At 71.4% G+C, this 21,863-nt stretch carries 19 protein-coding genes; 8 read left to right on the forward strand and 11 right to left on the reverse strand.

Going from position 1 to position 21,863, the window contains the following annotated elements; translation table 11 throughout:
- Window positions 1-33 precede the first annotated feature (33 nt).
- From BpN12_RS31940 to BpN12_RS31960, 5 genes are all read right to left on the reverse strand, one after another.
- Complete coding sequence (locus BpN12_RS31940; RefSeq protein ID WP_246796088.1) at window positions 34-1,251, reverse strand: VanZ family protein; 1,218 nt, start codon at window positions 1,249-1,251, stop codon at window positions 34-36.
- A gap of 37 nt (window positions 1,252-1,288) precedes the next feature.
- Entirely contained in the window at window positions 1,289-1,918 is a 630-nt protein-coding gene (locus BpN12_RS31945) for an ABC-type transport auxiliary lipoprotein family protein (RefSeq protein WP_246796089.1), read from the reverse strand.
- A 208-nt stretch (window positions 1,919-2,126) separates the two neighbouring features.
- Window positions 2,127-3,077 (reverse strand): MlaD family protein, encoded by a 951-nt coding sequence (locus tag BpN12_RS31950; protein ID WP_246796090.1) that lies wholly within the window; start codon window positions 3,075-3,077, stop codon window positions 2,127-2,129.
- Between the two features lie 16 nt (window positions 3,078-3,093).
- Window positions 3,094-4,020 carry an ABC transporter ATP-binding protein gene (locus BpN12_RS31955; RefSeq protein ID WP_425306385.1) on the reverse strand — a complete coding sequence of 309 codons (927 nt, stop codon included), beginning with the start codon at window positions 4,018-4,020 and terminating at the stop codon, window positions 3,094-3,096.
- The gene (locus BpN12_RS31960) at window positions 4,020-5,192 is read right to left on the reverse strand and encodes an MlaE family ABC transporter permease (RefSeq protein WP_246796091.1); all 1,173 of its coding nucleotides are present in this window, start codon (window positions 5,190-5,192) and stop codon (window positions 4,020-4,022) included. The genes BpN12_RS31955 and BpN12_RS31960 overlap by 1 nt, the downstream gene beginning before the upstream one ends.
- Before the next feature lie 602 nt (window positions 5,193-5,794).
- On the opposite strand from BpN12_RS31960, the gene BpN12_RS31965 reads away from it, so the two are divergent.
- From BpN12_RS31965 to BpN12_RS31975, 3 genes are all read left to right on the forward strand, one after another.
- Window positions 5,795-6,700, forward strand: a complete 906-nt coding sequence (locus tag BpN12_RS31965; RefSeq protein ID WP_246796092.1) for a biotin--[acetyl-CoA-carboxylase] ligase — start codon at window positions 5,795-5,797, stop codon at window positions 6,698-6,700.
- Window positions 6,697-7,575: a type III pantothenate kinase gene (locus BpN12_RS31970; protein WP_246796093.1), complete on the forward strand. Its 879-nt coding sequence runs from the start codon at window positions 6,697-6,699 to the stop codon at window positions 7,573-7,575. Before BpN12_RS31965 ends, BpN12_RS31970 begins: the two co-directional genes overlap by 4 nt.
- A 72-nt stretch (window positions 7,576-7,647) precedes the next feature.
- A complete protein-coding gene (locus BpN12_RS31975; protein WP_246796094.1) occupies window positions 7,648-8,253 on the forward strand; it encodes a hypothetical protein in 606 nt (201 codons plus the stop codon).
- Window positions 8,254-8,269: 16 nt separating this feature from the next.
- Here BpN12_RS31975 and rfaE2 read toward each other — a convergent pair whose 3' ends face one another.
- The 6 genes from rfaE2 to BpN12_RS32005 all read right to left on the reverse strand — a co-directional run bounded on the left by rfaE2 (window position 8,270) and on the right by BpN12_RS32005 (window position 14,715).
- Window positions 8,270-8,755 (reverse strand): D-glycero-beta-D-manno-heptose 1-phosphate adenylyltransferase, encoded by a 486-nt coding sequence (gene rfaE2, locus BpN12_RS31980; RefSeq protein WP_246796095.1) that lies wholly within the window; start codon window positions 8,753-8,755, stop codon window positions 8,270-8,272.
- A 232-nt stretch (window positions 8,756-8,987) separates the two neighbouring features.
- Window positions 8,988-9,854 (reverse strand): ferritin family protein, encoded by an 867-nt coding sequence (locus BpN12_RS31985; RefSeq protein WP_246798060.1) that lies wholly within the window; start codon window positions 9,852-9,854, stop codon window positions 8,988-8,990.
- 445 nt (window positions 9,855-10,299) lie between these two features.
- Window positions 10,300-11,715 carry a patatin-like phospholipase family protein gene (locus BpN12_RS31990; protein WP_246796096.1) on the reverse strand — a complete coding sequence of 472 codons (1,416 nt, stop codon included), beginning with the start codon at window positions 11,713-11,715 and terminating at the stop codon, window positions 10,300-10,302.
- 30 nt (window positions 11,716-11,745) lie between these two features.
- Window positions 11,746-12,636 carry a PhaM family polyhydroxyalkanoate granule multifunctional regulatory protein gene (locus BpN12_RS31995; RefSeq protein ID WP_246796097.1) on the reverse strand — a complete coding sequence of 297 codons (891 nt, stop codon included), beginning with the start codon at window positions 12,634-12,636 and terminating at the stop codon, window positions 11,746-11,748.
- 175 nt (window positions 12,637-12,811) lie between these two features.
- Entirely contained in the window at window positions 12,812-13,663 is an 852-nt protein-coding gene (locus BpN12_RS32000) for an enoyl-CoA hydratase/isomerase family protein (protein ID WP_246796098.1), read from the reverse strand.
- Window positions 13,664-13,722: 59 nt separating this feature from the next.
- Window positions 13,723-14,715: a fumarylacetoacetate hydrolase family protein gene (locus BpN12_RS32005; RefSeq protein WP_246796099.1), complete on the reverse strand. Its 993-nt coding sequence runs from the start codon at window positions 14,713-14,715 to the stop codon at window positions 13,723-13,725.
- A 211-nt stretch (window positions 14,716-14,926) separates the two neighbouring features.
- Here BpN12_RS32005 and BpN12_RS32010 point away from each other — a divergent pair, with 211 nt between their 5' ends.
- From BpN12_RS32010 to metH, 5 genes are all read left to right on the forward strand, one after another.
- Entirely contained in the window at window positions 14,927-15,760 is an 834-nt protein-coding gene (locus BpN12_RS32010; RefSeq protein ID WP_246796100.1) for an IclR family transcriptional regulator, read from the forward strand.
- Window positions 15,761-15,965: 205 nt separating this feature from the next.
- Complete coding sequence (locus BpN12_RS32015; protein ID WP_246796101.1) at window positions 15,966-17,255, forward strand: DUF3108 domain-containing protein; 1,290 nt, start codon at window positions 15,966-15,968, stop codon at window positions 17,253-17,255.
- Between the two features lie 246 nt (window positions 17,256-17,501).
- The gene (locus BpN12_RS32020; protein WP_042626134.1) at window positions 17,502-17,759 is read left to right on the forward strand and encodes a BTH_I0359 family protein; all 258 of its coding nucleotides are present in this window, start codon (window positions 17,502-17,504) and stop codon (window positions 17,757-17,759) included.
- Window positions 17,760-17,962: 203 nt separating this feature from the next.
- Complete coding sequence (locus tag BpN12_RS32025; protein ID WP_246796102.1) at window positions 17,963-19,027, forward strand: homocysteine S-methyltransferase family protein; 1,065 nt, start codon at window positions 17,963-17,965, stop codon at window positions 19,025-19,027.
- An 85-nt stretch (window positions 19,028-19,112) separates the two neighbouring features.
- Window positions 19,113-21,830: a methionine synthase gene (gene metH, locus BpN12_RS32030; protein WP_246796103.1), complete on the forward strand. Its 2,718-nt coding sequence runs from the start codon at window positions 19,113-19,115 to the stop codon at window positions 21,828-21,830.
- Window positions 21,831-21,863: the final 33 nt, after the last annotated feature.

Consider the following 21,863-nt stretch of genomic DNA (forward strand, 5'->3'; position numbering starts at 1 on the left):
ATGCCGGCGTGCGTGGGCGCCCGAAGCCTCCGCTCAACGGCGCCCGCGCCCCGTGCGGTCCGCCCCGCTGCCCGGCCCCCGGCCGCGCGCGCGGCGGCCGAGCCAGCCGCGCTCGGCGTGCCACGCGAGCCAGATCAGCGCCGCGTATGGCCAGATCCAGGCGAGCCAGCGCGCGATGCCGTTGAAGTGCAGGTAGCGGCCCTGGCTCCAGCCCGACAGCGCATAGTCGAAGAACGGATTCACGGGCAGCACGTTGACGAGCACCAGCGAAACGGCGAGCGCGGCGGCGGCGGCGGTGGCGCGCCAGACCGCGCGCAGCCGCAGCGCGGCGAGCCCGGCCTCGAGGCCGAGCGCGATGCCCGCGCAACCGCCCGGCGTGGCCCAGTCGAACGCGAGCCCGCTGCGCGACTGCACGAAGGTGGCGGCCAGCTTCAGCACCAGCACCACGGCGACGAAGCCGATCACGAGCCGCTGGCGCGGCGCATCGCGGCGCATCGTCAGCGACGCGAGCGCGAGCGCCGCGAACAGGCCCAGCGCGGCGAGCAGCGCCTCCCAGGCGGTGGCCGACAGGCGCGCGTCGAGCGCGTCGAACGCGTCGGACCAGCCCGCCACGCGCCAGCCGGCCGGCGCCCAGGCCAGCAGCGCGTCGCGCATCGACACGTCGGCGCGATCCCACAGCTCGCTCGGCCAGCTGCCGATGCCGAACAGGAACGGCGACGGGAACAGCACCGCGAACGGCCACAGCGCCGACAGCAGCAGCGGCGTGGCCGCGTCGCGCTCGAACCACGCGTCGCGCCACCGCCGCAGCATGCCGCGCTCGATCAGCGCCGGCACGACGGGTGCCGCCAGCAGCGCGCCGAGCAGGGTGCCGAGCGCGTTGGCGCCGAGGTCGAGATTGGAGGCGACGCGGGTGGGCAGGTAGGTCTGCAGCGCCTCCATCGCGCCCGACACCAGCGTGCCGAACAGCGTCGCGGCGAGCACGGCGGCCGGCCCGCGCACGCGCGGATGCAGCGCGCCCGCCGCGAGCGCGCCGAGCGGCAGGTAGCCGAGCACGTTGGTGACGACGTCGAAGCCGGTCCAGTAGCGCGGCATCGGCGCGAGCAGATAGTCGAGCGGGCCGACGCCGAGCGAGCGCCAGCCGGAGAACGGGTACAGCGAGGCATAGACGATCAGCGCGGCATAGGCCGCGAACAGCCGCCGCCCGAGCGACGAGGCATGGAGCGCGGCGGGCGGCGGCGCGCCGGCCGTCATCGCGGCTCCGGACAGGGCGTGGCCGGCGCCGCGCGCGTCATGGCGAGGCGCTGGCCTGCACCGCGAGCCACGCCACCAGCTGCGCCACGAGTTCGTTGCTGGCGGCGGCCAGCGCGCCCGCGCCGCCCGCCGCGTCGGGCGTGCTGGCCGGCGCGCGCGACACGAAGCTGCGCTGGCCGAGCACGGCGCCCTCGCGCGTGAGCGTGGCGCGCACCGCCACCTCGCCGTGGCTCTGGCTCTGGCCGTCGAACACCTGCTCGAACTCGTTCAGCTCGACGTGCAGCACGGTGGCGCGCACCGCGTCGCCACCGTCGAGCACCGTGCCGCGCGAGGCCAGCGCCGTGCGCAGCCGCTGCGTGAGCAACTGCGCGGGCGGCGCGGTCCAGCGGCTGTCGCGGTAGGTGGCGATGCGCTGCGCGTCGGCGTAGGCGAGCCGGTAGACGAACTTGTCGGTGTCGAACGCGTCGGGCGCACGCATGTCGAGCACCTTGAGCACGGTGCCCGAGGCCGGCGCGGCGGCAAAGCCCCCGCTGTCGATCGGGCCGAGGTCGTAGCGGATGTCGGACATCCGGGCCGCATCGCTCGCGCAGCCGGCGAGCAGCGCCAGCGCGAACGCGGCGCCGGCGAGCGCCGCGCGGCGGGCGGAAACAACGGTGAAGCGTGACATCGCGGATTCCTGCATGGTCGTGATCTCGTAAGCGGGTGGCCGAAGCCTCGTGAAACGGGCGCCGCCGCGCGCCGCGCCGGCTGCCCGGTGCCGCGGCCGCCCGGTTGCGGCGCCCGCGTGCCTCGTCCTGTCATGCCGGCGCGGTCACGCGTTCGCGCATCGCGGCCCGAACGGAGGTCACCCCCGGCCCGCGCGGCGCCGCGCAAGCTCAGTGCCCGGGCGCGGCCTGCGGCCAGGCGAAGCCCGCCTCGCCCGGCCCCGGCAGGCCGGCGCTGGTGCCGAACAGCAGGCTGCGCGGGTTGCGGCTGATCTCGCCGGCCACGTCGCGCACCGTGCGCGAGGTGTCGCCGAGGTTCGAACTCAGCGAATTCACGCGCGGCAGCGTTTCGTAACGGATGCTCGCGTTCAGTTCGGACAGCGTCTGATCCATCGAGGCGAGCGCAGTTCCCGCCTGCTCGGCCGCCTTGCCGGCGCGGTCCAGGTTCGTGGCCACCGGCCCGTGCGGCCCGACCAGCGAGTCGGCCGAGGCGAGCGCCTGATTCAGGCGGCGGGTGGTCTCGGGCAGCTGCGCGGTGACGGGCTCGAGCGATCTGGTCAGCGCGGTGACGCCGTCGGCGGCCTGCTGCACGCTCGCCTCGGTGGCGCGCAGCTGCTCGCGCATCTCCGGCGAGAGCATCGCGTTGACGCTCCTGGCGGCCACCTCGAACTGCTTGAGCAGCACGTCGCCGCGCTGCTGGAGCTGGTCGAACAGGCTCGGATGCAGCGGGATCTGCGCGACCGTCCTGTCCGAGGTGGGCAGCGGCGCAAGATCGTGGCCGGTGTCGTCGAGCTGCACAAACGCGATGCCCGTCACGCCCTGGAAGCCGAGCGTGCCGAACGTCGAGCGCGTGATCGGCGCGTCGCGATCGACCAGGATGCGGATCGAGATCTCGCCCGGATGCGCGTGGTCGAAATGGATCGAGGCGACCTTGCCGACGTCGAGCCCGCGATAGCGCACGGCCGCGTCCGGATAGAGGCCGGTCACATTGGTGCGCGCGACCAGGTCGTAGGGGATCCGCACCGTGCGGTCGACGTTGAACCAGAACACGGTCGCGATGATCGCGAGCAGCAGGCCGATGGCGAAGAGGCCGGCCCAGAACGCATGTGACTTGTTTTCCATTCGCGATTTCCTGGTGTTACAGCTCGACGCTGGACAGCGCCGGTTCGAGTGCCGCCTTCGGCAGCTTCGCGCGCCGCTCCGGCGGCAGCGCCTGCAGCGCGCGGCGGCCGCGCAGCCCGAGGAAGTATTCCTTGATGAACGGATGATCGACGCTGGCCGCCTCCTCGACGGGCGCGGCCACCAGCACCTTGCGGTCGGCGATCACCGCCACCCGCGTGGAGAGCGCCACCATCGTATCGAGATCGTGCGTGATCATCACCACGGTCAGGCCGAGCGTGCGGTGCAGCGTGGCGATCAGGTCGACGAACTCGTCGGAGGCGCGCGGGTCGAGCCCCGCCGTCGGCTCGTCGAGGAACAGCAGCTCGGGCTCCAGCGCGATCGCACGCGCGATGCCGACGCGCTTGACCATCCCGCCCGAGAGCGCCGACGGCATCTTCGAGGCATGCTTGCACGGCAGCCCGACCATCTCCAGCTTCAGCATCACGATCTCGTGCAGCAGGTCGGCCGGCACGCGGCCCAGCTCGCGCAGCGGCTGCGCGATGTTGTCGAACACCGTCAGCGACGAGAACAGCGCGCCGTGCTGGAACAGCATCCCCGAGCGGCTGCGCATCACGCGCGCGGCGTCGCCGTCGAGCGTGGCGATGTCCTCGCCGAACACGCGCACGGTGCCCGAGGTCGGCCGCTCCAGGCCGAGGATCTGGCGCACCAGCGTGGTCTTGCCCGAGCCCGAGCCGCCCACGATCGAGATGATCTCGCCCTGCCGCACGTCGAAGTCGAGATGCTCGTGGACCACGTTGCGCCCGTAGCGCTTGGTCATGTCGCGCACCTCGATCACGTAGCCGGCCTCGCCCGCGCCTCCGGTGGCCGCGCGCATCGCGGCGGCGGCCGTGTCGGCGCCGGGCGTCGGCGTGTTTGGCGTGTTTGGCGTGTGTCGATGGTCCATCATCCGAGCCCCACGTTCTGGAACAGGATCGCGAACACCGCGTCGGCGAGGATCACCACCGTGATCGACGACACCACCGAGGTGGTGGTGCCCTCGCCGAGGCTCTGCGAATTCGCCTTGATGCGGAAACCGAAGTGGCAGCCCACCAGCGCGATCAGCATGCCGAACACCACGCCCTTGCCGAGTCCGATCCAGAGGTTTGCGATCGGTACCACGCCCGGCAGCGAGCGCACGAAGAAGTTGAAATCGATGCCGAGCGCGAACTTCGCCGCGAGCGCCCCGCCCGACAGCGCGACGACGTTGGTCCACATCACCAGCAGCGGCATCGCCACGCCGAGCGCGAGCACGCGCGGCAGCACGATGCGCAGCCCGTGCGGGATGCCCATCACGCGCATCGCGTCGAGTTCCTCGGTCACGCGCATCACGCCGATCTGCGCCGTGATCGCCGAACCCGAGCGCCCCGCCACCAGGATCGCCGAGAGCACCGGGCCGAGTTCGCGGATCACCGACAGCCCGAGGATGTTGACGATGTAGCGGTTCGCGCCGAACTGCTGCAGCTGCTGCGCCGACAGGTAGCTCAGCACGATGCCGATCAGGAACGCCACCAGCGCCGTGATCGGCAGCGCCTTGGCGCCGGCGTTGTAGACGTTCGCGGAGATCTCGGTCCATGGCATCGTCTTCGGGCGCCGCACGACCGCGCCGAGATCGAGGATCACGCGGCCGAACATGGCGACGCCGCCGAACAGGTGCTCGCCGAACTGGAACATCGCGAGGCCGAGCCGCGTGACCGGGTCATGGCGCACCACCGGCTCGGGCGCCTCGCGCGCCTCGTCGAGCCGCTCGATGCGCTCGAACACGATGCGCTGGTTGTCGGTCAGCGCGACGCCGTCCGGCAGCCGGTGGCCCCAGGCGCGCCAGAGCGCCTGGCCGCCCACGTGGTCGAGCCGCTCGATCGCCGAGAGGTCCCAGCGCCCCGCCGGGCCGTCAGCCGCGGCCGGCTCGCGCGAGCGGCGGCCGCGCGCCGCCTGGCCGCGCGCGAGCTTCTCGGCGCGCCGGACCACGAGGCCGCGATTGCGCGCCAGCGCGAGCGCCGTCCATTGCCCGGACAGGCGCACGATCTTGCCGCCATCGACGCGATCGACCGACAGGCCGGGAGGTGTCTGGAAATCCAAGGGGCGATTCTTGCGAGAAATTTGATAAAGGACATTGTATCGAACCCCATCTGGCTGCGCGCCGGACGTGGAGCACGAGAAAACCCGCAGCCGGGGGCATGCGCCCGATAGTTGGCGGGCTTGTACCGGGGCCAGTCGCGTCGGCTTTCGATATTTCGGCTTTCGATATTTCGGCTTTCGATATTGACTGTCGGCCGACCTGGCCGCCGGCACGCGGCGGATCAACGGCAAACGGGCGGGCCATCCTCGGGTCATCTTCCCGTCGGCGGGGGCGCGGCGCTCATGCCGGCGTGCGCGTTCGGACTCGCGGCGGTGTGCCGGCATCGTGCCGTATCGCGCTCCCGACGCGGCAGCGGCACGTTTCACGAGCAAGCATGCCCCGGACCCGCGACGGTGACGGTGACGGTGACGGTGACGGTGACGATGACGGCCGTATCGTCCACCCGCCTGACGCGCCACGCCCCCACAGGAAACCGGCGACGACAGCGCATCGCGCGATATCGCGGCCCCGGCAACCGCGGTCGCCCCGATCGTTCGCTCGCCCCGGCGCCGGCGCGCAAACGTTCCGGCCCCGCCGCGCCGGCTCTCGTACAATAGCCGCCATGAACGTCTCCCCGCCCCTGCCCGACGACGCGCGGATCGATCCGACGCGCGCCCACTCGCTGCCCGCCAACGCCCCCGAGCCGTGGCCGCTCGACATCGTCGAGGCGACCGGCTCGACCAACGCCGACCTCGCCGCCCATCTGAAGACGCTGCCGCGCACGCGCAGCGCGCTGCCCCGGCCGATCGTGCGCGTCGCCTACGAGCAGACCGCCGGCCGCGGCCGCCAGGGCCGCCCGTGGTTCGCGCTGCCCGGCAACGCGCTGCTGTGCTCGGTCGGCTGCGTGCTGCCGCGCCCGGTGGACGCGCTCGCCGGCCTGAGCCTCGCGGTGGGCGTCGCGCTCGCCGAGGGGCTCGCCACGCTGCCGCTCGCGCGCGGCCAGCGGGTGCGCCTCAAATGGCCGAACGACCTGCTGCTCGCCGACGGCGACCTGCCGGTGGGCAAGCTCGGCGGGATTCTGGTCGAGACGGTCTGGAACACCGCCGACGCGACCGCAATCGTGATCGGCTTCGGCATCAACGTGCGCGGCGCCGAGGCGGTGGCCGCCGAAGTCGCCGCGCTGCGCGAGCGCAACGCGGCGCTGGCGGGCGCGCTGCCGCCCGCCGCGCTGTCGTCGGCCTGCGCGAGCGCGAACCTCACCGATACGCTCGCCGCCGTGCTCGACCCGCTCGCCACCGCGCTCGAACGCTTCGCCGCCGACGGCCTCGCGCCGTTCCGGCCGCGCTGGGCCGCGCTGCACGCGCATGCGGGCCGCGAAGTCGTGCTGCTCGAACAGGGCCGGGAAGTGGCGCGCGGCGTCGCGGCGGGCATCGACGACAGCGGCCAGCTGCTGCTCGACACGGCCGACGGCCGGCGCACGATCGCGGCCGGCGATGTCTCGCTGCGCGAGACCGGAGCCGCGCCATGACGGCGGCGCCTCTCGCGCTGCTGGTGGACGCGGGCAACAGCCGGATCAAGTGGGCGCTCGCCGGCGCCGACGGCACGCTCGTCGAGAGCACGGCGTCCGGCCGAACGGCGGCGCCGGCGCCGGGCGGCGCTTCCAGCCCGACACCCGGCGGCCTCGCCGGCAGCGCCGGGGCCGATCCCGAAATCGCGATTCCCGCCTGGCCCGGCCGCGCCGCGCCGCATCACGCCTGGATCTCGAACGTGGCGGGCGCCGAGGTGGGCGCGCGCATCGATGCGCTGATCGACGCGCGCTGGCCGGGGCTGCCGCGCACGCTCGTCACGGCGCGCGCCGAACAATGCGGCGTGACCAACGGCTACACCACGCCCGCGCAGCTCGGCAGCGACCGCTGGTGCGGGCTGATCGGCGCGCGCGCCGCATATCCGGGCGAGGCGCTGCTGATCGCGACGTTCGGCACCGCCACCACGCTCGAATCGCTCGCCGCCGACGGCCGCTTCAGCGGCGGCCTGATCGCGCCGGGCTGGGCCATGATGATGCGCGCGCTCGGCACGCACACGGCGCAGCTGCCGACGCTCACGACCGACACGGCGCTGCAACTCGTCGGCGAACTCGACGACGCGTCGGGACGCGTGCCGTTCGCGCTCGACACGGCCCATTCGCTGTCGGCCGGCTGCCTGCAGGCGCAGGTGGGCCTGATCGAGCGCGCCTGGCGCGACCTGACGACGGAGGGCCGCGCGGTACGGCTGCTGCTGTCGGGCGGCGCCGCCGACGCCGTGGCGCACGCGCTGACGGTGCCCTACACGCGGCATGATTCGCTGGTGCTGTCGGGGCTGGCGCGGATCGCGAGCGATGCGACGCGCGACGGCGCCGGCCAATGAGGTCACAATCGAGGCCGCACGCCGGCATGCCGTCGGCCCGGCCGGACTGATTATCGAGGGAGAGCTTCGACGATGATGCTACGTTGGTTGATCGCGATCTTGCTGGTGGCCAACCTCATCGCACTGGCCGCGATCGAGGGGCTGTTCGGGCCGCCGCCCGCGGCCGGCGCGAGGGAGCCCGCGCATCTCGCCCAGCAGGTGCGTCCGGAGGCGCTGCGCGTGAGCGCGACGGCGCAGGCGGCCGAGACGCCGGTGGTGGGCGGGCCGATCACTTCGCCGGCGATCGACGTGCAGCCGCTCGGCGCGTCGGCGCCGGACGCGGCTTCGGGCGCGGGCCCGGCTTCGGAGGCCGCGGGGGCTTCAGGAGCCGCTGGGGCTTCGGGGGCTTCGGCGGCGGCCACGGCACCGACATCGGGCGCGTCGGCCGCGGCGCCCGGCGCCGCGACGCCGGCATCCGCGTCCCCCGCCACGTCGGCTCCCGCCGCATCGTCGGCAGGCTCGACGCCGGCGGCCGCCCATGCTGCGAAGCTCGACAGCGCCGCGCCCGTGGTCGCCGCCGCCGCGACCCTCGCGCCGGTGGCGCTGGTCGAGGGCAAGCAGCGCCGCGCGGCCGCCAGGGCACGCGCCAAGACCAGGCCGCACACGGCCGCGCCGCACCACAAGACGACGCGCGCCTGACGCCGCGCGCCGGGGCTCAGCCCTGGTGCGCGCGCACCTTCTTCAAGAGCGCCGTGGTCGAGCGCTCGAACTCGAACGGAATCGCCAGCGCCTTGCCGCCCCAGCCGCGCACGAGCGCCGACTCGGGCAGCGCATCCATGTCGTAGTCGCCGCCCTTGACGAGGATGTCGGGGCGCACCGCCTCGATCAGCGCCACCGGCGTCTGCTCCTCGAAACCGACCACCCAGTCGACGCATTCCAGCGCCGCGAGCAGCGCCATGCGGTCTTCCTGGCGATTGATCGGCCGGTCGTCGCCCTTGCCGAGCCTGCGCACCGAGGCGTCGCTGTTGACGGCGACGATCAGGCAGGCGCCGAGCGCGCGCGCGTCGGCGAGATAGGTGACGTGGCCGCGATGCAGGATGTCGAACACGCCGTTCGTGAACACGACGGGCGACGGCAGCGTCGGGCGCAGCGCGGCAAGCGCGTCGCGGCTGATGAATTTACGTTCGAAGGCGGCGGGCATCGGCATGGACTCCGGGCGAAAGGTCGGCGCGGGACGCGACAGGGTGAGCGGTTCGCCGGACGGGCCGGCGGCGGCAGGCAGCAACCGGCGACGGCCGGTTTGGCGACAAAACCGCGAAATCGAAGCAAGAAGTGCGGCGACGCGGCGGCAAAAAAACGCTCACGCTCCGGCGCCGCGCCATAAAAAAAGCCCGCTGAGCATCGGCGGGCTGATTTCACGGCGGTGCGCCGCGTCAGGCGGGCTGGGCGGCCGCGCCGCCTTCTGGCGCCTGCAGCCGCACCGTCACTTCCTTGCGGTAGCGGTTCAGTTCCTGGGCCGTCGCGAAGGTGCGCTCGAACAGGATCGACAAGTTGTGCAGGATGCGGTCGACGACCTTCTTCTCCCACTCGCCGTCGAAGCGGATCTGCTCGTCGAGCCAGCGCTCGAGCCACTCGGGATCGGGCAGGCGCGACTGCACGGTGTCGCGCGGGAACAGCGCCTGGTTCACGTGCAGGTTGGTCGGGTGCAGCGGCTTCTCGGTGCGACGCGCCGAGGCCATCAGCACGCCGATCTTCGCGAACGCCGAACGCGCCGCGTCGCCGCAGTTCGTGAGCGCCTTCTTCATGTAGCGCAGGTAGGCGCCGCCATGGCGTGCCTCGTCGCGCGAGATCGTTTCGTAGATGTGCTTGATGACGGGCTCGGTATGCCATTCGGCGGCACGGCGATACCAGTGATTCAAACGGATTTCGCCGCAGAAGTGCAGCATCAGCGTCTCGAGCGGCGGCGCCGGATCGAACTCGAAGCGCACCGCGTGCAGCTCTTCCTCGGTCGGCATCATTTCCGGCTTGAAGCGGCGCAGGTATTCCATCAGCACCAGCGAATGCTTCTGCTCCTCGAAGAACCAGACGCTCATGAACGCCGAGAAATCGCTGTCGTGGTGATTGTCGCGCAGGAACATCTCCGTCGCGGGCAACGCCGACCACTCGGTGATCGCGTTCATCTTGATCGTCTTCGCCTGTTCATCCGTCAGCAACGACGCGTCGAACTTGTCCCAAGGGATGTCCTTCTCCATGTCCCAACGGACGGCTTCGAGCGATTTGTAGAGTTCCGGATAAAGCATGGTGTTCATGGTCCCACCCCTGTTCTGCGCATTGCGACTGCTAAACGTGACTGTTGCGTCAAGCGCCCACAATGCGGGCGCCGACCTGACGAACCGGTAATTTTACGCGCTAAACCACGCGCCGGATGCACCTGGGCATCGACGCTTTTTCTGCGAACGCGCAACCGCTTGTGGGGCGGGTACACGCAACGCTCGATCTGGCCGAGCCTCGCGCGTGCCTTTTGAGAGATAGGCCGGCTCGAGGCCGGCTGTCGTTGTCGGGGCCGTGCGCGCGAGCGTCGGGGACGTATCGCGTCGCCAGCACCCGTCCTGGATGATTTCGGCGTCGGCGATGATAGCACGCACATGTGACTGATCCACGACATGAGCCGGGCGAAGTGCGACGAAGCGTCGCGCACAAAACACAGCCGTCGCCGGGCGGCGGACGGTCCGGAGCCGGTCCTGCTCAGCGCCTGTCGTTCCGTTCGGATAGCGAACCGATCGGTGGGGAAACGGAGGGCGTGCCGGCACCGGAACCGCTCGGTGCGGGCGGCGACGACGCAGCGGCGGTCGGCTCGGCGGCAGGGGGGGCGGCAGCGGGCGGTTCCACTGCAGACAGCTCGGCAATGACCGGCGCGATAGCCGGCAACGCTGCACCGGGCGAATCGACGACAGCGGGCGCAAGCCCGGCCGGCAGCCCGTGCGCCACCGCCGCCGGCCCGCCGCCCGGGCCCGCCGACGCGATCCACGCGGCCAGCGTCTCGCGCTGCCGCAGCGCGTCGGCATGGCCGAGCGCGATCAGCTCGCGCGTGAACTCGGCCTCGAACAACAGGTAGCTGGCAAACGACGCGCCGGCCGGCTGGTTGCCGCCGATCGCGCCGAGCAGCCCGCGCACCGTCAGCGGCAGCCGCCGCAGGTGCTTCGCGGCGATCAGCTCGATGCGCTCGGACGGCGCGATCGCGAGCACGTCGACGTGCCGCCAGCCGCTCTCGGGCTCGACCTGGCGCGGCAGATGCTCGACCACGCGGTTGACGTGCTCGATGCGCTCGATGTCGGTGCCGATCGAATCGAGGAACACGCTCGCGAGCACCTGCTGGCCGATCTGCGCGAGCGAAGGATAGCCGACCGCATGGCCGTTGGCGGCCGGCACCTCGGGGCGCGCGGCCGCCGCGCCGATCACGACGATCCGGTCGCCGCCGAAATGGATCGCCGGCGAGAGCGGCGCGATCTGGCGGATCGAGCCGTCGCCGAAATACTCGATGCGCCCGTCGATCACGAGCGGCACGGCCGGGAACACGAACGGAATCGCCGACGAGGCGAGCAGGTGCGCGGCCGACAGATCGACCATCCGCGCCGTGCGCTGCGCGCGCCGCCACGCGTGGATCGGCTCGCTGCCGGCATAAAACGTCAGGTGGCGCCCGCTCGTGTAGCTGAGCGCGGTGATCGACAGCGCATGCAACCGGCGCGCGCCGAGCATCTGGCCGATGCGGTGGAAATCGAGTTCGCGCCGCAGCAGGTCGGCGAGCGGCGCGTTGTCGAGCAGCCCGCGCGGCGCGCGCCGCGCCGCCCAGCCGACGCTCATCGCGGCGAGCCAGCGCGCGCCCGCGCCGGCCACGCCGAGCCAGTCGGTGCGGTAGACCATCTCGGCGCGCAGGTGCTCCCAGAACGACAGCAGGCGCGCCGCGCCGCGCGGGAAATCGTCGGCGTGGCTCGCGATCGCGGCCGCGTTGATCGCGCCCGCCGACGAACCGCAGACGATCGCGAACGGCAGCTCGCGGCGCGCCGGCGCCACCTCGCGCGCGATCTCGGCCAGCGCCTGCAGCACGCCGGCCTGATACGCGGCGCGCGCGCCGCCTCCCATCAGAACGAGCGCGAGCCGCATCAGGGCCTCAGTGGATGGGGATGGCGCGCATCACGGGCTGCGCTTGCGCGACGCCTTCGCGGCCGGCGGCGGCGTGTCGTTCGGTGCCTCGCCGGAAGCCTGGGCACGCGGCGTGCGCGGCTTCGGCGGCGCCGCGCGGCGCGTGGCCGGCTTGTGCGCGCGCGGCGGCGCGGCGGCCGGTGCCGGTGCCGGCTTCGGCTCGCTGGCGCCGGCTCCCGGCGCCGCGCCCGGGCCGGCCGCGCCGGGCTGCGTCATCGCGAAATTGGCGAGCTGGCTGAACTGCGATTGCAGCAGGTTCCACCAGCCGGCCGGATCGAACGCCTCGGCGCCCGTCGGCGGCACGCCGGCGCCGGGCGTCGCGCCCGGGCTTGCGGTTCCGGAAGCGGCGGCCGCCTTGGCCGCGTTGCCGGGCGCGCTACCGGCCGCGTTGCCAGGATCGGGGGACGCCGATGCGGCCGCGCCGAACGGCGGCATGCCGAACGGCGACGCGAACGGTGAGGCCGGTGAGGCCGGCGCGGCCGACGCCGCGGCGCCCTTGGCCTCGGCGCCCGATGCGACGGCCGCCTCGGCGGCAGCCATCGACTCCTGCGCGAGCGCGCCGAACGCACGCAGCGTGGCGAGCGTGGCGCGCTGCACCTCGAGCGCCTGGATCGCCGATTGCAGCATGCCGAGATTGAGCTTCAGCCATTGCTCGACGGCGCGCAGGTCGGTGATCCGCTTGTCGAGTTCCTCGACGCTCGCGAGCGGCGCCATCATGTCGGACATCGCCGACAGCGACGGCGGCAGCCCCTGGCCCGGCGCCGCGCCGATGCCGGCGCCGAACGGCGAGAGCCGCATCATGTCCCACATCCGGTCGAGCATGTCGGACGGCTTGAAGCCTGCGAAGCCGGGGAACGGGTTGGAGCCGGGAGTATCGGTCATGCGGCAATCCTTCGTGACGGGTTCGATTGGGCGGGCGTCGGGCGACGGCGCATGATCCGATCATAGCGCGCGGGCGCGACGCGCGAACGGCGTGTTTGATGATCCGGTGCCCGATCTCGCGCCGCCGGCGGGCCGGGATCGCGCGACGTCGCGCGAACGCGGGCCGACCTCGGCGTCACGGCTTGCCGGCCTCACTGTCCGCCGCCGAGGCCGCGCCGCCGAAATCAGGCGCGCGACGCTCGCGCAGCGAGTCGATGCCCTCGCGCACGTCCGGCCCGGAGAACCCCATGAATTCGAGCGCGAGCGACGCGTCGAAGGTCGGCCCGGCCATGCGCAGCCAGTTGTTGAGCGCGTACTTGGTCCAGCGAATCGCGCTCTGCGAGCCGTGCGCGAGCCGCTCGGCCACCGCCAGCGCCTTCGGCAGCAGCTCGGCCGCGTCGACGGCCAGCGACACGAGCCCGATCCGCTCGGCCTCCGCGCCGCTCACCGGCTCGCAGAGCAGCAGGTGGTACTTGGCCTTCGCCATCCCGCACAACAGCGGCCAGACGATCGCCGCGTGGTCGCCGGCAGCCACGCCGAGCCGCGTGTGGCCGTCGATGATGCGCGCGTCGTTGGCGGCGATCGACACGTCGGCCAGCAGCCCGGCCACCAGCCCCGCACCCACCGCCGGCCCGTGCATCGCCGAGACGATCGGCTTGCTGCAGTTGATCAGGTTGTAGACGAGGTCGCGCGCCTCGTGCCAGACGCGCGTGCGCACCGCGAAGTCGTCGGCCATCTGCTCGACGAGCGCGAGATCGCCGCCCGCCGAGAAGCCCTTGCCCTCGCCGCGGATCAGCGCGACGCGCACCTCGGAATCGCGGTCGAGGTCGCGCCAGATTTCGGCAAGCTCGCGGTGCATGCGCGCGTCGGCGGTGGCGAGGCCGCTGCGGTTGGCGCCTTCGCCGCTCATCACGATCTCGAGGATGCCGTGCGGCAGGCGCCGCAGCCGCAGCGCCTGGTAGCCGGCGTAAGCATCGGGTTGGCTCATGTCCCGCTCCTGGTCGATGTCGTCATGGTGGCTTTGTGTCGTGACGGTGTCGCCCGCGCTCAGGCCGCCTCGTCGAGCGGCGCGACGGCCTGCTCGATCGCGCCGAAGATCGACTTGCCGGCCGCGTCGAGCATCTCGATCTTCACGCGGTCGCCGTAGCGCATGAACTCGGTGGCGGGCGCGCCGTGCTCGATGGTTTCGAGGCAGCGCTTCTCGGCGATGCAGCAGTAGCCGCGCGTGGCGTCGCGGTTCGACACCGTGCCCGAGCCGACGATCGTGCCGGCCCGCAGGTTGCGAGTCTTCGCCGCGTGTGCGATCAGCTGTCCGAAATGAAACGTCATGTCGGTGCCGGCATCGGGCTGGCCGACCCGCTTGCCGTTCCAGTGAACCAGCATCGGCCGCGAGAGGCGCCCGTCGCGCCAGCTCTCGCCCAGCTCGTCGGTGGTGACGGCCAGCGGCGAGAACGCCGTGGCCGGCTTGCTCTGGAAGAAGCCGAAGCCCTTCGCGAGCTCGGCCGGAATCAGGTTGCGCAGCGACACGTCGTTGGCCAGCATCACGAGCCGCACGGCCTTCAGCGCGTCGTCGGGCGCGGTACCCATCGGCACGTCGCCGGTCACCACCGCCACCTCGGCCTCGAAGTCGATCCCCCATGCCTCGGAGGCGCAGACGATGTCCTCGCGCGGCCCGAGGAAATCGTCGCTGCCGCCCTGGTACATCAGCGGATCGGTTGCCAGCTCGGGCGGCAGCTCCGCGCCGCGCGCGCGGCGCACCAGCTCGACGTGGTTCAGGTAGGCCGAGGCGTCGGCCCACTGGAACGCGCGTGGCAGCGGCGCCATGCAGTCGGCCGCCTCGAACGCGAACGCGCGGCGCGCGCGGCCGTGGTTGAGCGCGTCGTAGAGCTCGCGAAGCTGCGGGGCGTGGAACGTCCAGTCGTCGAGCGCGCGCTGCAGCGTCGGCGCGACCGTGTCGGCGATCGCCGCCGTCTGCAGGTCGCGCGACACGACGATCAGTTGGCCGTCGCGCGTGCCGTCCTTCAGCGATGCAAGTTTCATGGAGCTGGATACCGTGTAGTGACGAGGGAAGGAAACTATTCTACGATGGTGAACCGCACGGCGAAGGCCGCGCACCGCCCGCGGTGGCGCGAGGCGCGCCCGCCGTGCCGGCCGGCCGCGACGCCCCGCCGGGCCGCGCTTCTCCGTTGCCGTTTTTCGTTTCCGCCTCCCGTTCCGCTTTCCATTCCTTTTCGCCTCACGCGCCCCGCCCATGTCCGACACCGAACCCGACGAGCTCGCCGACGACGGCGCCGAGGAAAAAGTGCGCTCCGGCATCCAGTCGATCGAGGTCGGCTTCCGGCTGCTCGACGTGCTGACCCAGGAACCGCGCGCGATGATGCTGCGCGACCTCGCGCATCGCGCGCAGATGAGCCCCGCCAAGGCGCACCGTTATCTGGTCAGCTTCCAGCGGCTCGGCGTGGTCGCGCAGGATCCCGTCTCGGGCCGCTACGAACTCGGCGGCTTCGCGCTGCAGATGGGGCTCGCGCGGCTCGCTCGCGTGGACGGCGTGAAGCTCGCGCGGATCGCGCTGAGCGCGCTGCGCGACCAGCTCGACCAGACCGTCGGCATCGCCGTGTGGGGCAACCACGGGCCGACCATCGTCCACTGGATGGAATCGAGCCATCCGGCCCGCGCGTCGCTGAAGCTCGGCGACGTGATGCCCCTGCTCGGCTCGGCCACCGGCCTGCTGTTCGCCGCCTACCTGCCGCGCGGCAAGACCGAGGCGCTGCTCGAACGCGAGTTCGCCGACCTGCGCCGCGCGCCGCATCACCATGGCCCGCGCACGCGCGAGGCGCTCGAGGCGCGCCTGGCCGAGGTGCGCGAGCACGGCGCCGCGCGCGTCGAGGGCATGCTGCTGCCCACCATCCATGCGTTCTGCATGCCCGTGTTCGATTCGCTCGGCGAACTCTCGCTCGGCCTCGTCGCGCTCGGCCACGAAGGCGTGTTCGACATCGCCTGGGGCGGCGAGGTCGATCTCGCGCTGCGCGAGTGCGCCGCGAAACTGTCCTATCAAATCGGCTACAGTCCGGCGCGCGAGGCGTGACGGGCCGAGCCGCGTCACGCGCTATGTCACGCGTCGCGAACGATCGCGGCGCGCCGCTGTCGGATCTGTCCGTGCCGTCCCGCCATATCGCGCCCGCCCGACACGACTGGTGGCAGGCGCGGCGCCATGCCGAACCCGGAACGAAGCTTGCTCGCCCGAACCGTCACCGCGAGCCACGTTAGCGCCTTCACGACACCCTGACCCGATGCCGCCGTCCCCGCCCTCCGACTCGTCACGCACCTCGCCGCGCCGCCTGCTGCGCATCGCGCTGACGCTCGCGGTCGTGCTGCTGCTGCACGGCCTCGTGGCGCTGTGGTTCGCCGGCTATCGCGCGCCCGCGAACCCGTCGCCGCAAGACGACACGCCGGTGCAGGTCGAGCTGCTCAAGCCGCAGCCGATCGAACGCGCGCCGGCGCCGGCACCGCGCCCGCCGCGTCCGCCGCCTCGCCCCGCAGCCGCGCCCGCGCCGCGGCCATCCACGGCGCCGCCCGAGCACGCGCCGGTGCTGACCACGACGCAGCCGTCGCCCGTCACGACGAGTCCCGCCGCTCCGTCCGCCACCCCGTCCGCCGGAACCAGTGCAGGCACCGGCGCCACGGCCGCGTCGCATGCCACCGCGGCCCCCGCCGTGCCGGCCTCCGCGCCCGCGCCGGGCGTGAAGTTCGTGCCGCCGCCCTCGGGCGACCTGCGCTACGGCGCGTACTTCAACGGCAACCTGAACGGCACCGCCACCATCCACTGGGTTACCGACGGCCGCCGCTACCGGCTCGCGATCGACATCCCGGTGCCGTTCGTCGGGCCGTACACCTACGAGAGCCTCGGCCGCATCGACGGCTTCGGGATCGCCCCCGACCGCTACACCGAGCAGCGCGGCCGGCGTCCCGCCGACATCGCGATCTTCAACCGCGACACGCAGCAGATCGTGTTCACGAAGACGCCGAATTCGATCGCGCTGCCCGACGGCGCGCAGGATCGCTTCAGCCTGCTGATGCAGCTGTCGGGGCTCGTGCATGGCGCGCCCGACAGCTATCGGCCCGGCGTGGCGCGCGAGTTCCTGGTGGTCGACAACGACAGCGGCGAGACCTGGCCGATCGTCACGATCGGCGACGAATCGATCCGCACCGACGCCGGCCCGCTGCAGGCCCGCCACTTCCGCCGCCTGCCGCGTCGCGCCGGCGACACGCGCCGCATCGACATCTGGCTCGCGCCGTCGCTCGACTGGCTGCCGGTGCGGCTGGTGCAGACCGAGCCCAACGGTTCGGAGATCGAATTGCTCTGGCAAGGACGATCAGCAGCCACCGCTCAGCTCGGCTACGATGAAGGGGTAACGCGCGAGGCTTCGTCGGTTCCAGCGGTTCCAGCGGTTCCAGCGGTTCCAGCGGTTCCAGCGGCTCCAGCGGCTTCAACTGCCGCCGCCCCGGCGCCCGCCGCCGTGCCGCCACCGGCCTCCGGCACCGTCGCGTCGCCGCCACGAGCGGCCTCGGGCGCGCGGTAATTTCGACCGATCGGCCCCGTCGCGTCAGGGCCCGAGGTTCGCAGGTAAACTTGCGTCACAGTGTTGACAATGTTTGACAACCTGACCCGTGCAGTGGAGGAAAATCGGAACCGTTTCAACGAGATCGGTCTCTAACCGAAACGCCCTTGCCGCGCGGGCGTGCAGCGCCAACCCCTTGAAACCGGCCAGGTCCGCCCCACCTTCGGAGCATTCGGCCTGACAGCCACAGCAAAGAGGAGTGCCGCCATGCAAATGATCTACAACAGCCCCAACTACTGCGTCGTCGAATTTGCGCCGCAGCTCGGCCATCATGCGATGAATTCCGGTGGCTATGAAATCGTGGACAAGAACTCCCAGCGCGAGATCTTCATCGACGGGGAACTGGCCGCACGCTTTCGTGAACATGTGAAGCAGCTGATCGAGGACGAGCCGTCGCTCGACGAGGTCGACGAATTCCTCGGTCAGTTCGACAGCCTGATGACACAGCCGGTGGTGCTGCACTAGAAGCGGCGCGCGCGCCGCCGCTCGCGCGGCGCGCGCCCTGGCTGGCCGGCCGGGCGGCCGCACTTCCCGCCCCGCCGCGCGCAAGCCGCGTTCCCGCCCCCGCCCGGTCCGCCGCGCGGGGGTTTTCGTTGGCGGCCCGGCCCGGCGTGGCCGTCCCGCAACCGCTACAATGTGGCTTTTCCGCCATTGCCGTTGGTCCCGCCATGTCGTCATCCCCGTCCGCCCGCTCCGCCCTCGCCGCGTCCTACACGCGCGGCGCCGACCTGCCCGCGCTGCTCGAGCGCCGGATCCTGATCCTCGACGGCGCGATGGGCACCATGATCCAGCGCTACAAGTTCGACGAGGCCGCCTATCGCGGCGCGCGCTTCGCCGACTTCGGGCGTGACATCAAGGGCAACAACGAACTGCTGTCGCTGACCCAGCCCGACACGATCCGCGAGATCCACGACCAGTACTTCGCGGCCGGCGCCGACATCGTCGAGACCAACACCTTCGGCGCGACCACCATCGCCCAGGCCGACTACGAGATGGAGCACCTCGTGGTCGAGATGAACCTCGAATCGGCGAAGCTCGCGCGCGAGTCGGCGCGGCAATACTCGACGCCCGACAAGCCGCGCTTCGTGGCCGGCGCAATCGGACCGACGCCGAAAACAGCCAGCATCTCGCCCGACGTCAACGATCCGGGCGCGCGCAACGTCACCTACGACGAACTGCGCGATTCGTATTACGAACAGGCGAAGGCGCTGCTCGACGGCGGCGTGGACCTGTTCCTGGTCGAGACGATCTTCGACACGCTGAACGCGAAGGCCGCGCTGTTCGCGCTCGACCAGCTGTTCGAGGACACCGGCGAACGCCTGCCGATCATGATCTCGGGCACCGTGACCGACGCGTCGGGCCGGATCCTCTCGGGCCAGACGGTCGAGGCGTTCTGGAATTCGCTGCGCCACGCGCGCCCGCTCACGTTCGGCCTGAACTGCGCGCTCGGCGCGGCGCTGATGCGCCCGTACATCGCCGAGCTGGCCAAGCTCTGCGATACCTACGTGTCGTGCTACCCGAACGCGGGCCTGCCGAACCCGATGGCCGAGACCGGCTTCGACGAAACGCCCGACGTCACCTCGGGACTGCTCAGGGAGTTCGCGCAGGCCGGCCTCGTGAACCTCGCGGGCGGCTGCTGCGGCACCACCCCCGAGCACATCGCGGAGATCGCCAAGGCACTCGCCGACGTGAAGCCGCGCCGCTGGCCGTCGCACTACAGCGAAGCCGCCTGAGCCGCCGCGCCGGCCGGCCGCCCTGCACGGGCGCCGGCCCGCTACTCCGAGCGCCCCCACCGATACGCCTACGAAACGCCCCGTCATGACCGATCACACCATGCGCCTTGCCGGCCTCGAGCCGTTCAACGTCACTCAAGGCACACTCTTCATCAACGTCGGCGAACGCACCAACGTGACCGGATCGAAGGCGTTCGCGCGCATGATCCTGAACGGCCAGTTCGACGAGGCGCTGGCGGTCGCGCGCCAGCAGGTCGAGAACGGCGCGCAGGTGATCGACATCAACATGGACGAGGCGATGCTCGATTCGAAAGCGGCGATGGTGCGCTTCCTGAACCTGATCGCCTCCGAGCCCGACATCGCGCGCGTGCCGATCATGATCGACTCGTCGAAGTGGGAGGTGATCGAGGCGGGCCTCAAGTGCGTGCAGGGCAAGGCGATCGTCAACTCGATCTCGCTGAAGGAAGGCGAGGAGCAGTTCCGCCACCACGCGCGGCTGATCCGCCGCTACGGCGCGGCGGCCGTGGTGATGGCGTTCGACGAGACCGGCCAGGCCGACACGTTCCAGCGCAAGACCGAGATCTGCACGCGCTCGTACCGGATGCTGGTGGACCAATGCGGGTTCCCGCCCGAGGACATCATCTTCGATCCGAACATCTTCGCGGTGGCCACCGGCATCGAGGAGCACAACAACTACGCGGTCGACTTCATCGAGGCGACGCGCTGGATCAAGCAGAACCTGCCGCACGCGAAGATCAGCGGCGGCGTGTCGAACGTGTCGTTCTCGTTCCGCGGCAACGACCCGGTGCGCGAGGCGATCCACACCGTGTTCCTCTACCACGCGATCCAGGCCGGCATGGACATGGGGATCGTCAACGCGGGCCAGCTCGGCGTCTACGCCGATCTCGACGCGGAGCTGCGCGAGCGCGTCGAGGACGTGATCCTGAACCGCCGCGACGACGCCACCGACCGCCTGCTCGAAGTGGCCGACAAGTTCAAGACCGGCGCCGCGAAGAAGGAGGAGAACCTCGAGTGGCGCAACCAGCCGGTCGAGAAGCGCCTCGCGCACGCGCTGGTCCACGGCATCACCAACTTCATCGTCGAGGACACCGAAGAGGCGCGCGCGGCGATCGACACGGCGGGCGGGCGGCCGATCAACGTGATCGAAGGCCCGCTGATGGACGGCATGAACGTGGTCGGCGACCTGTTCGGCCAGGGCAAGATGTTCCTGCCGCAGGTGGTGAAGTCGGCGCGCGTGATGAAGCAGGCGGTCGCCCACCTGATCCCGTTCATCGAGGAAGAGAAGCGCCGCCTGGCCGAGGCCGGCGGCGACGTGCGCGCGAAGGGCAAGATCGTGATCGCGACCGTGAAGGGCGACGTCCACGACATCGGCAAGAACATCGTGTCGGTGGTCCTTCAGTGCAACAACTTCGAAGTGGTCAACATGGGCGTGATGGTGCCGTGCAACGAGATCCTCGCCAAGGCGAAGGTCGAGGGCGCCGACATCATCGGCCTGTCGGGCCTCATCACGCCGAGCCTCGAGGAGATGGCCTACGTGGCCGCCGAGATGCAGCGCGACGACTACTTCCGCGTGAAGAAGATCCCGCTGCTGATCGGCGGCGCCACCACCTCGCGCGTGCATACGGCCGTGAAGATCGCGCCGCACTACGAAGGCCCGGTGGTGTACGTGCCGGACGCCTCGCGCTCGGTGTCGGTGGCCTCCAGCCTGCTGTCGGACGAGGGCGCGACGCGCTACCTCGACGAGCTGAAGGGCGAGTACGACCGGATCCGCGACCAGCACGCGAACAAGAAGAAGCAGCCGATGGTCACGCTGGCCGCCGCGCGCGCCAACAAGACGAAGATCGACTGGGCCGGCTACACGCCCGTCAAGCCGAAGTTCATCGGCCGCCGCGTGTTCAAGAACTACGATCTGGCCGAACTCGCGCAGTACATCGACTGGGGCCCGTTCTTCCAGACCTGGGACCTGGCCGGCCCGTACCCGGCGATCCTCAACGACGAGATCGTCGGTGAATCCGCGCGGCGCGTGTTCTCGGACGGCAAGTCGATGCTGTCGCGGCTGATCCAGGGCCGCTGGCTGACCGCCAACGGCGTGATCTCGCTGCTGCCGGCCAACACGGTGAACGACGACGACATCGAGATCTACACCGACGACACGCGCAGCGAGGTGCTGATGCGCTGGAGCAACCTGCGCCAGCAGAGCGAGCGCCCGGTGGTGGACGGCGTGATGCGGCCGAACCGGTCGCTGGCCGACTTCATCGCGCCGAAGGATTCGGGCGTGGCCGACTACATCGGCCTGTTCGCGGTCACGGCCGGGCTCGGCGTGGACCTCAAGGAAAAGCAATTCGAGGCCGATCACGACGACTACAGCGCGATCATGCTGAAGGCGCTCGCGGACCGCTTCGCCGAGGCCTTCGCCGAGGCCCTGCACGCGCGCGTGCGGCGCGAGCTGTGGGGCTACGCGGCGGGCGAGACGCTCGACAACGACGCGCTGATCGCCGAGAAGTACACCGGCATCCGCCCGGCGCCCGGCTATCCGGCCTGCCCCGACCACCTCGTCAAGCGCGCGATGTTCGACACGCTGCGCGCCGGGGAGATCGGCATGAGCGTGACCGAGTCGCTGGCGATGCTGCCGGCCGCGAGCGTGTCGGGCTTCTATCTCGCGCATCCGGACAGCACCTACTTCTCGGTCGGCAAGATCGCCGACGATCAGGTGGCCGACTTCGCCGCGCGCATGTCGCTGTCGGATGCCGACGCGCGCCGCGCGCTCGCGCCGCTGCTGTAGGCGCAAACGGGGCCACGGCCGAAATCATCGGAG

This window comes from Burkholderia perseverans, assembly GCF_022870505.1.
GTDB lineage: Bacteria > Pseudomonadota > Gammaproteobacteria > Burkholderiales > Burkholderiaceae > Burkholderia > Burkholderia plantarii.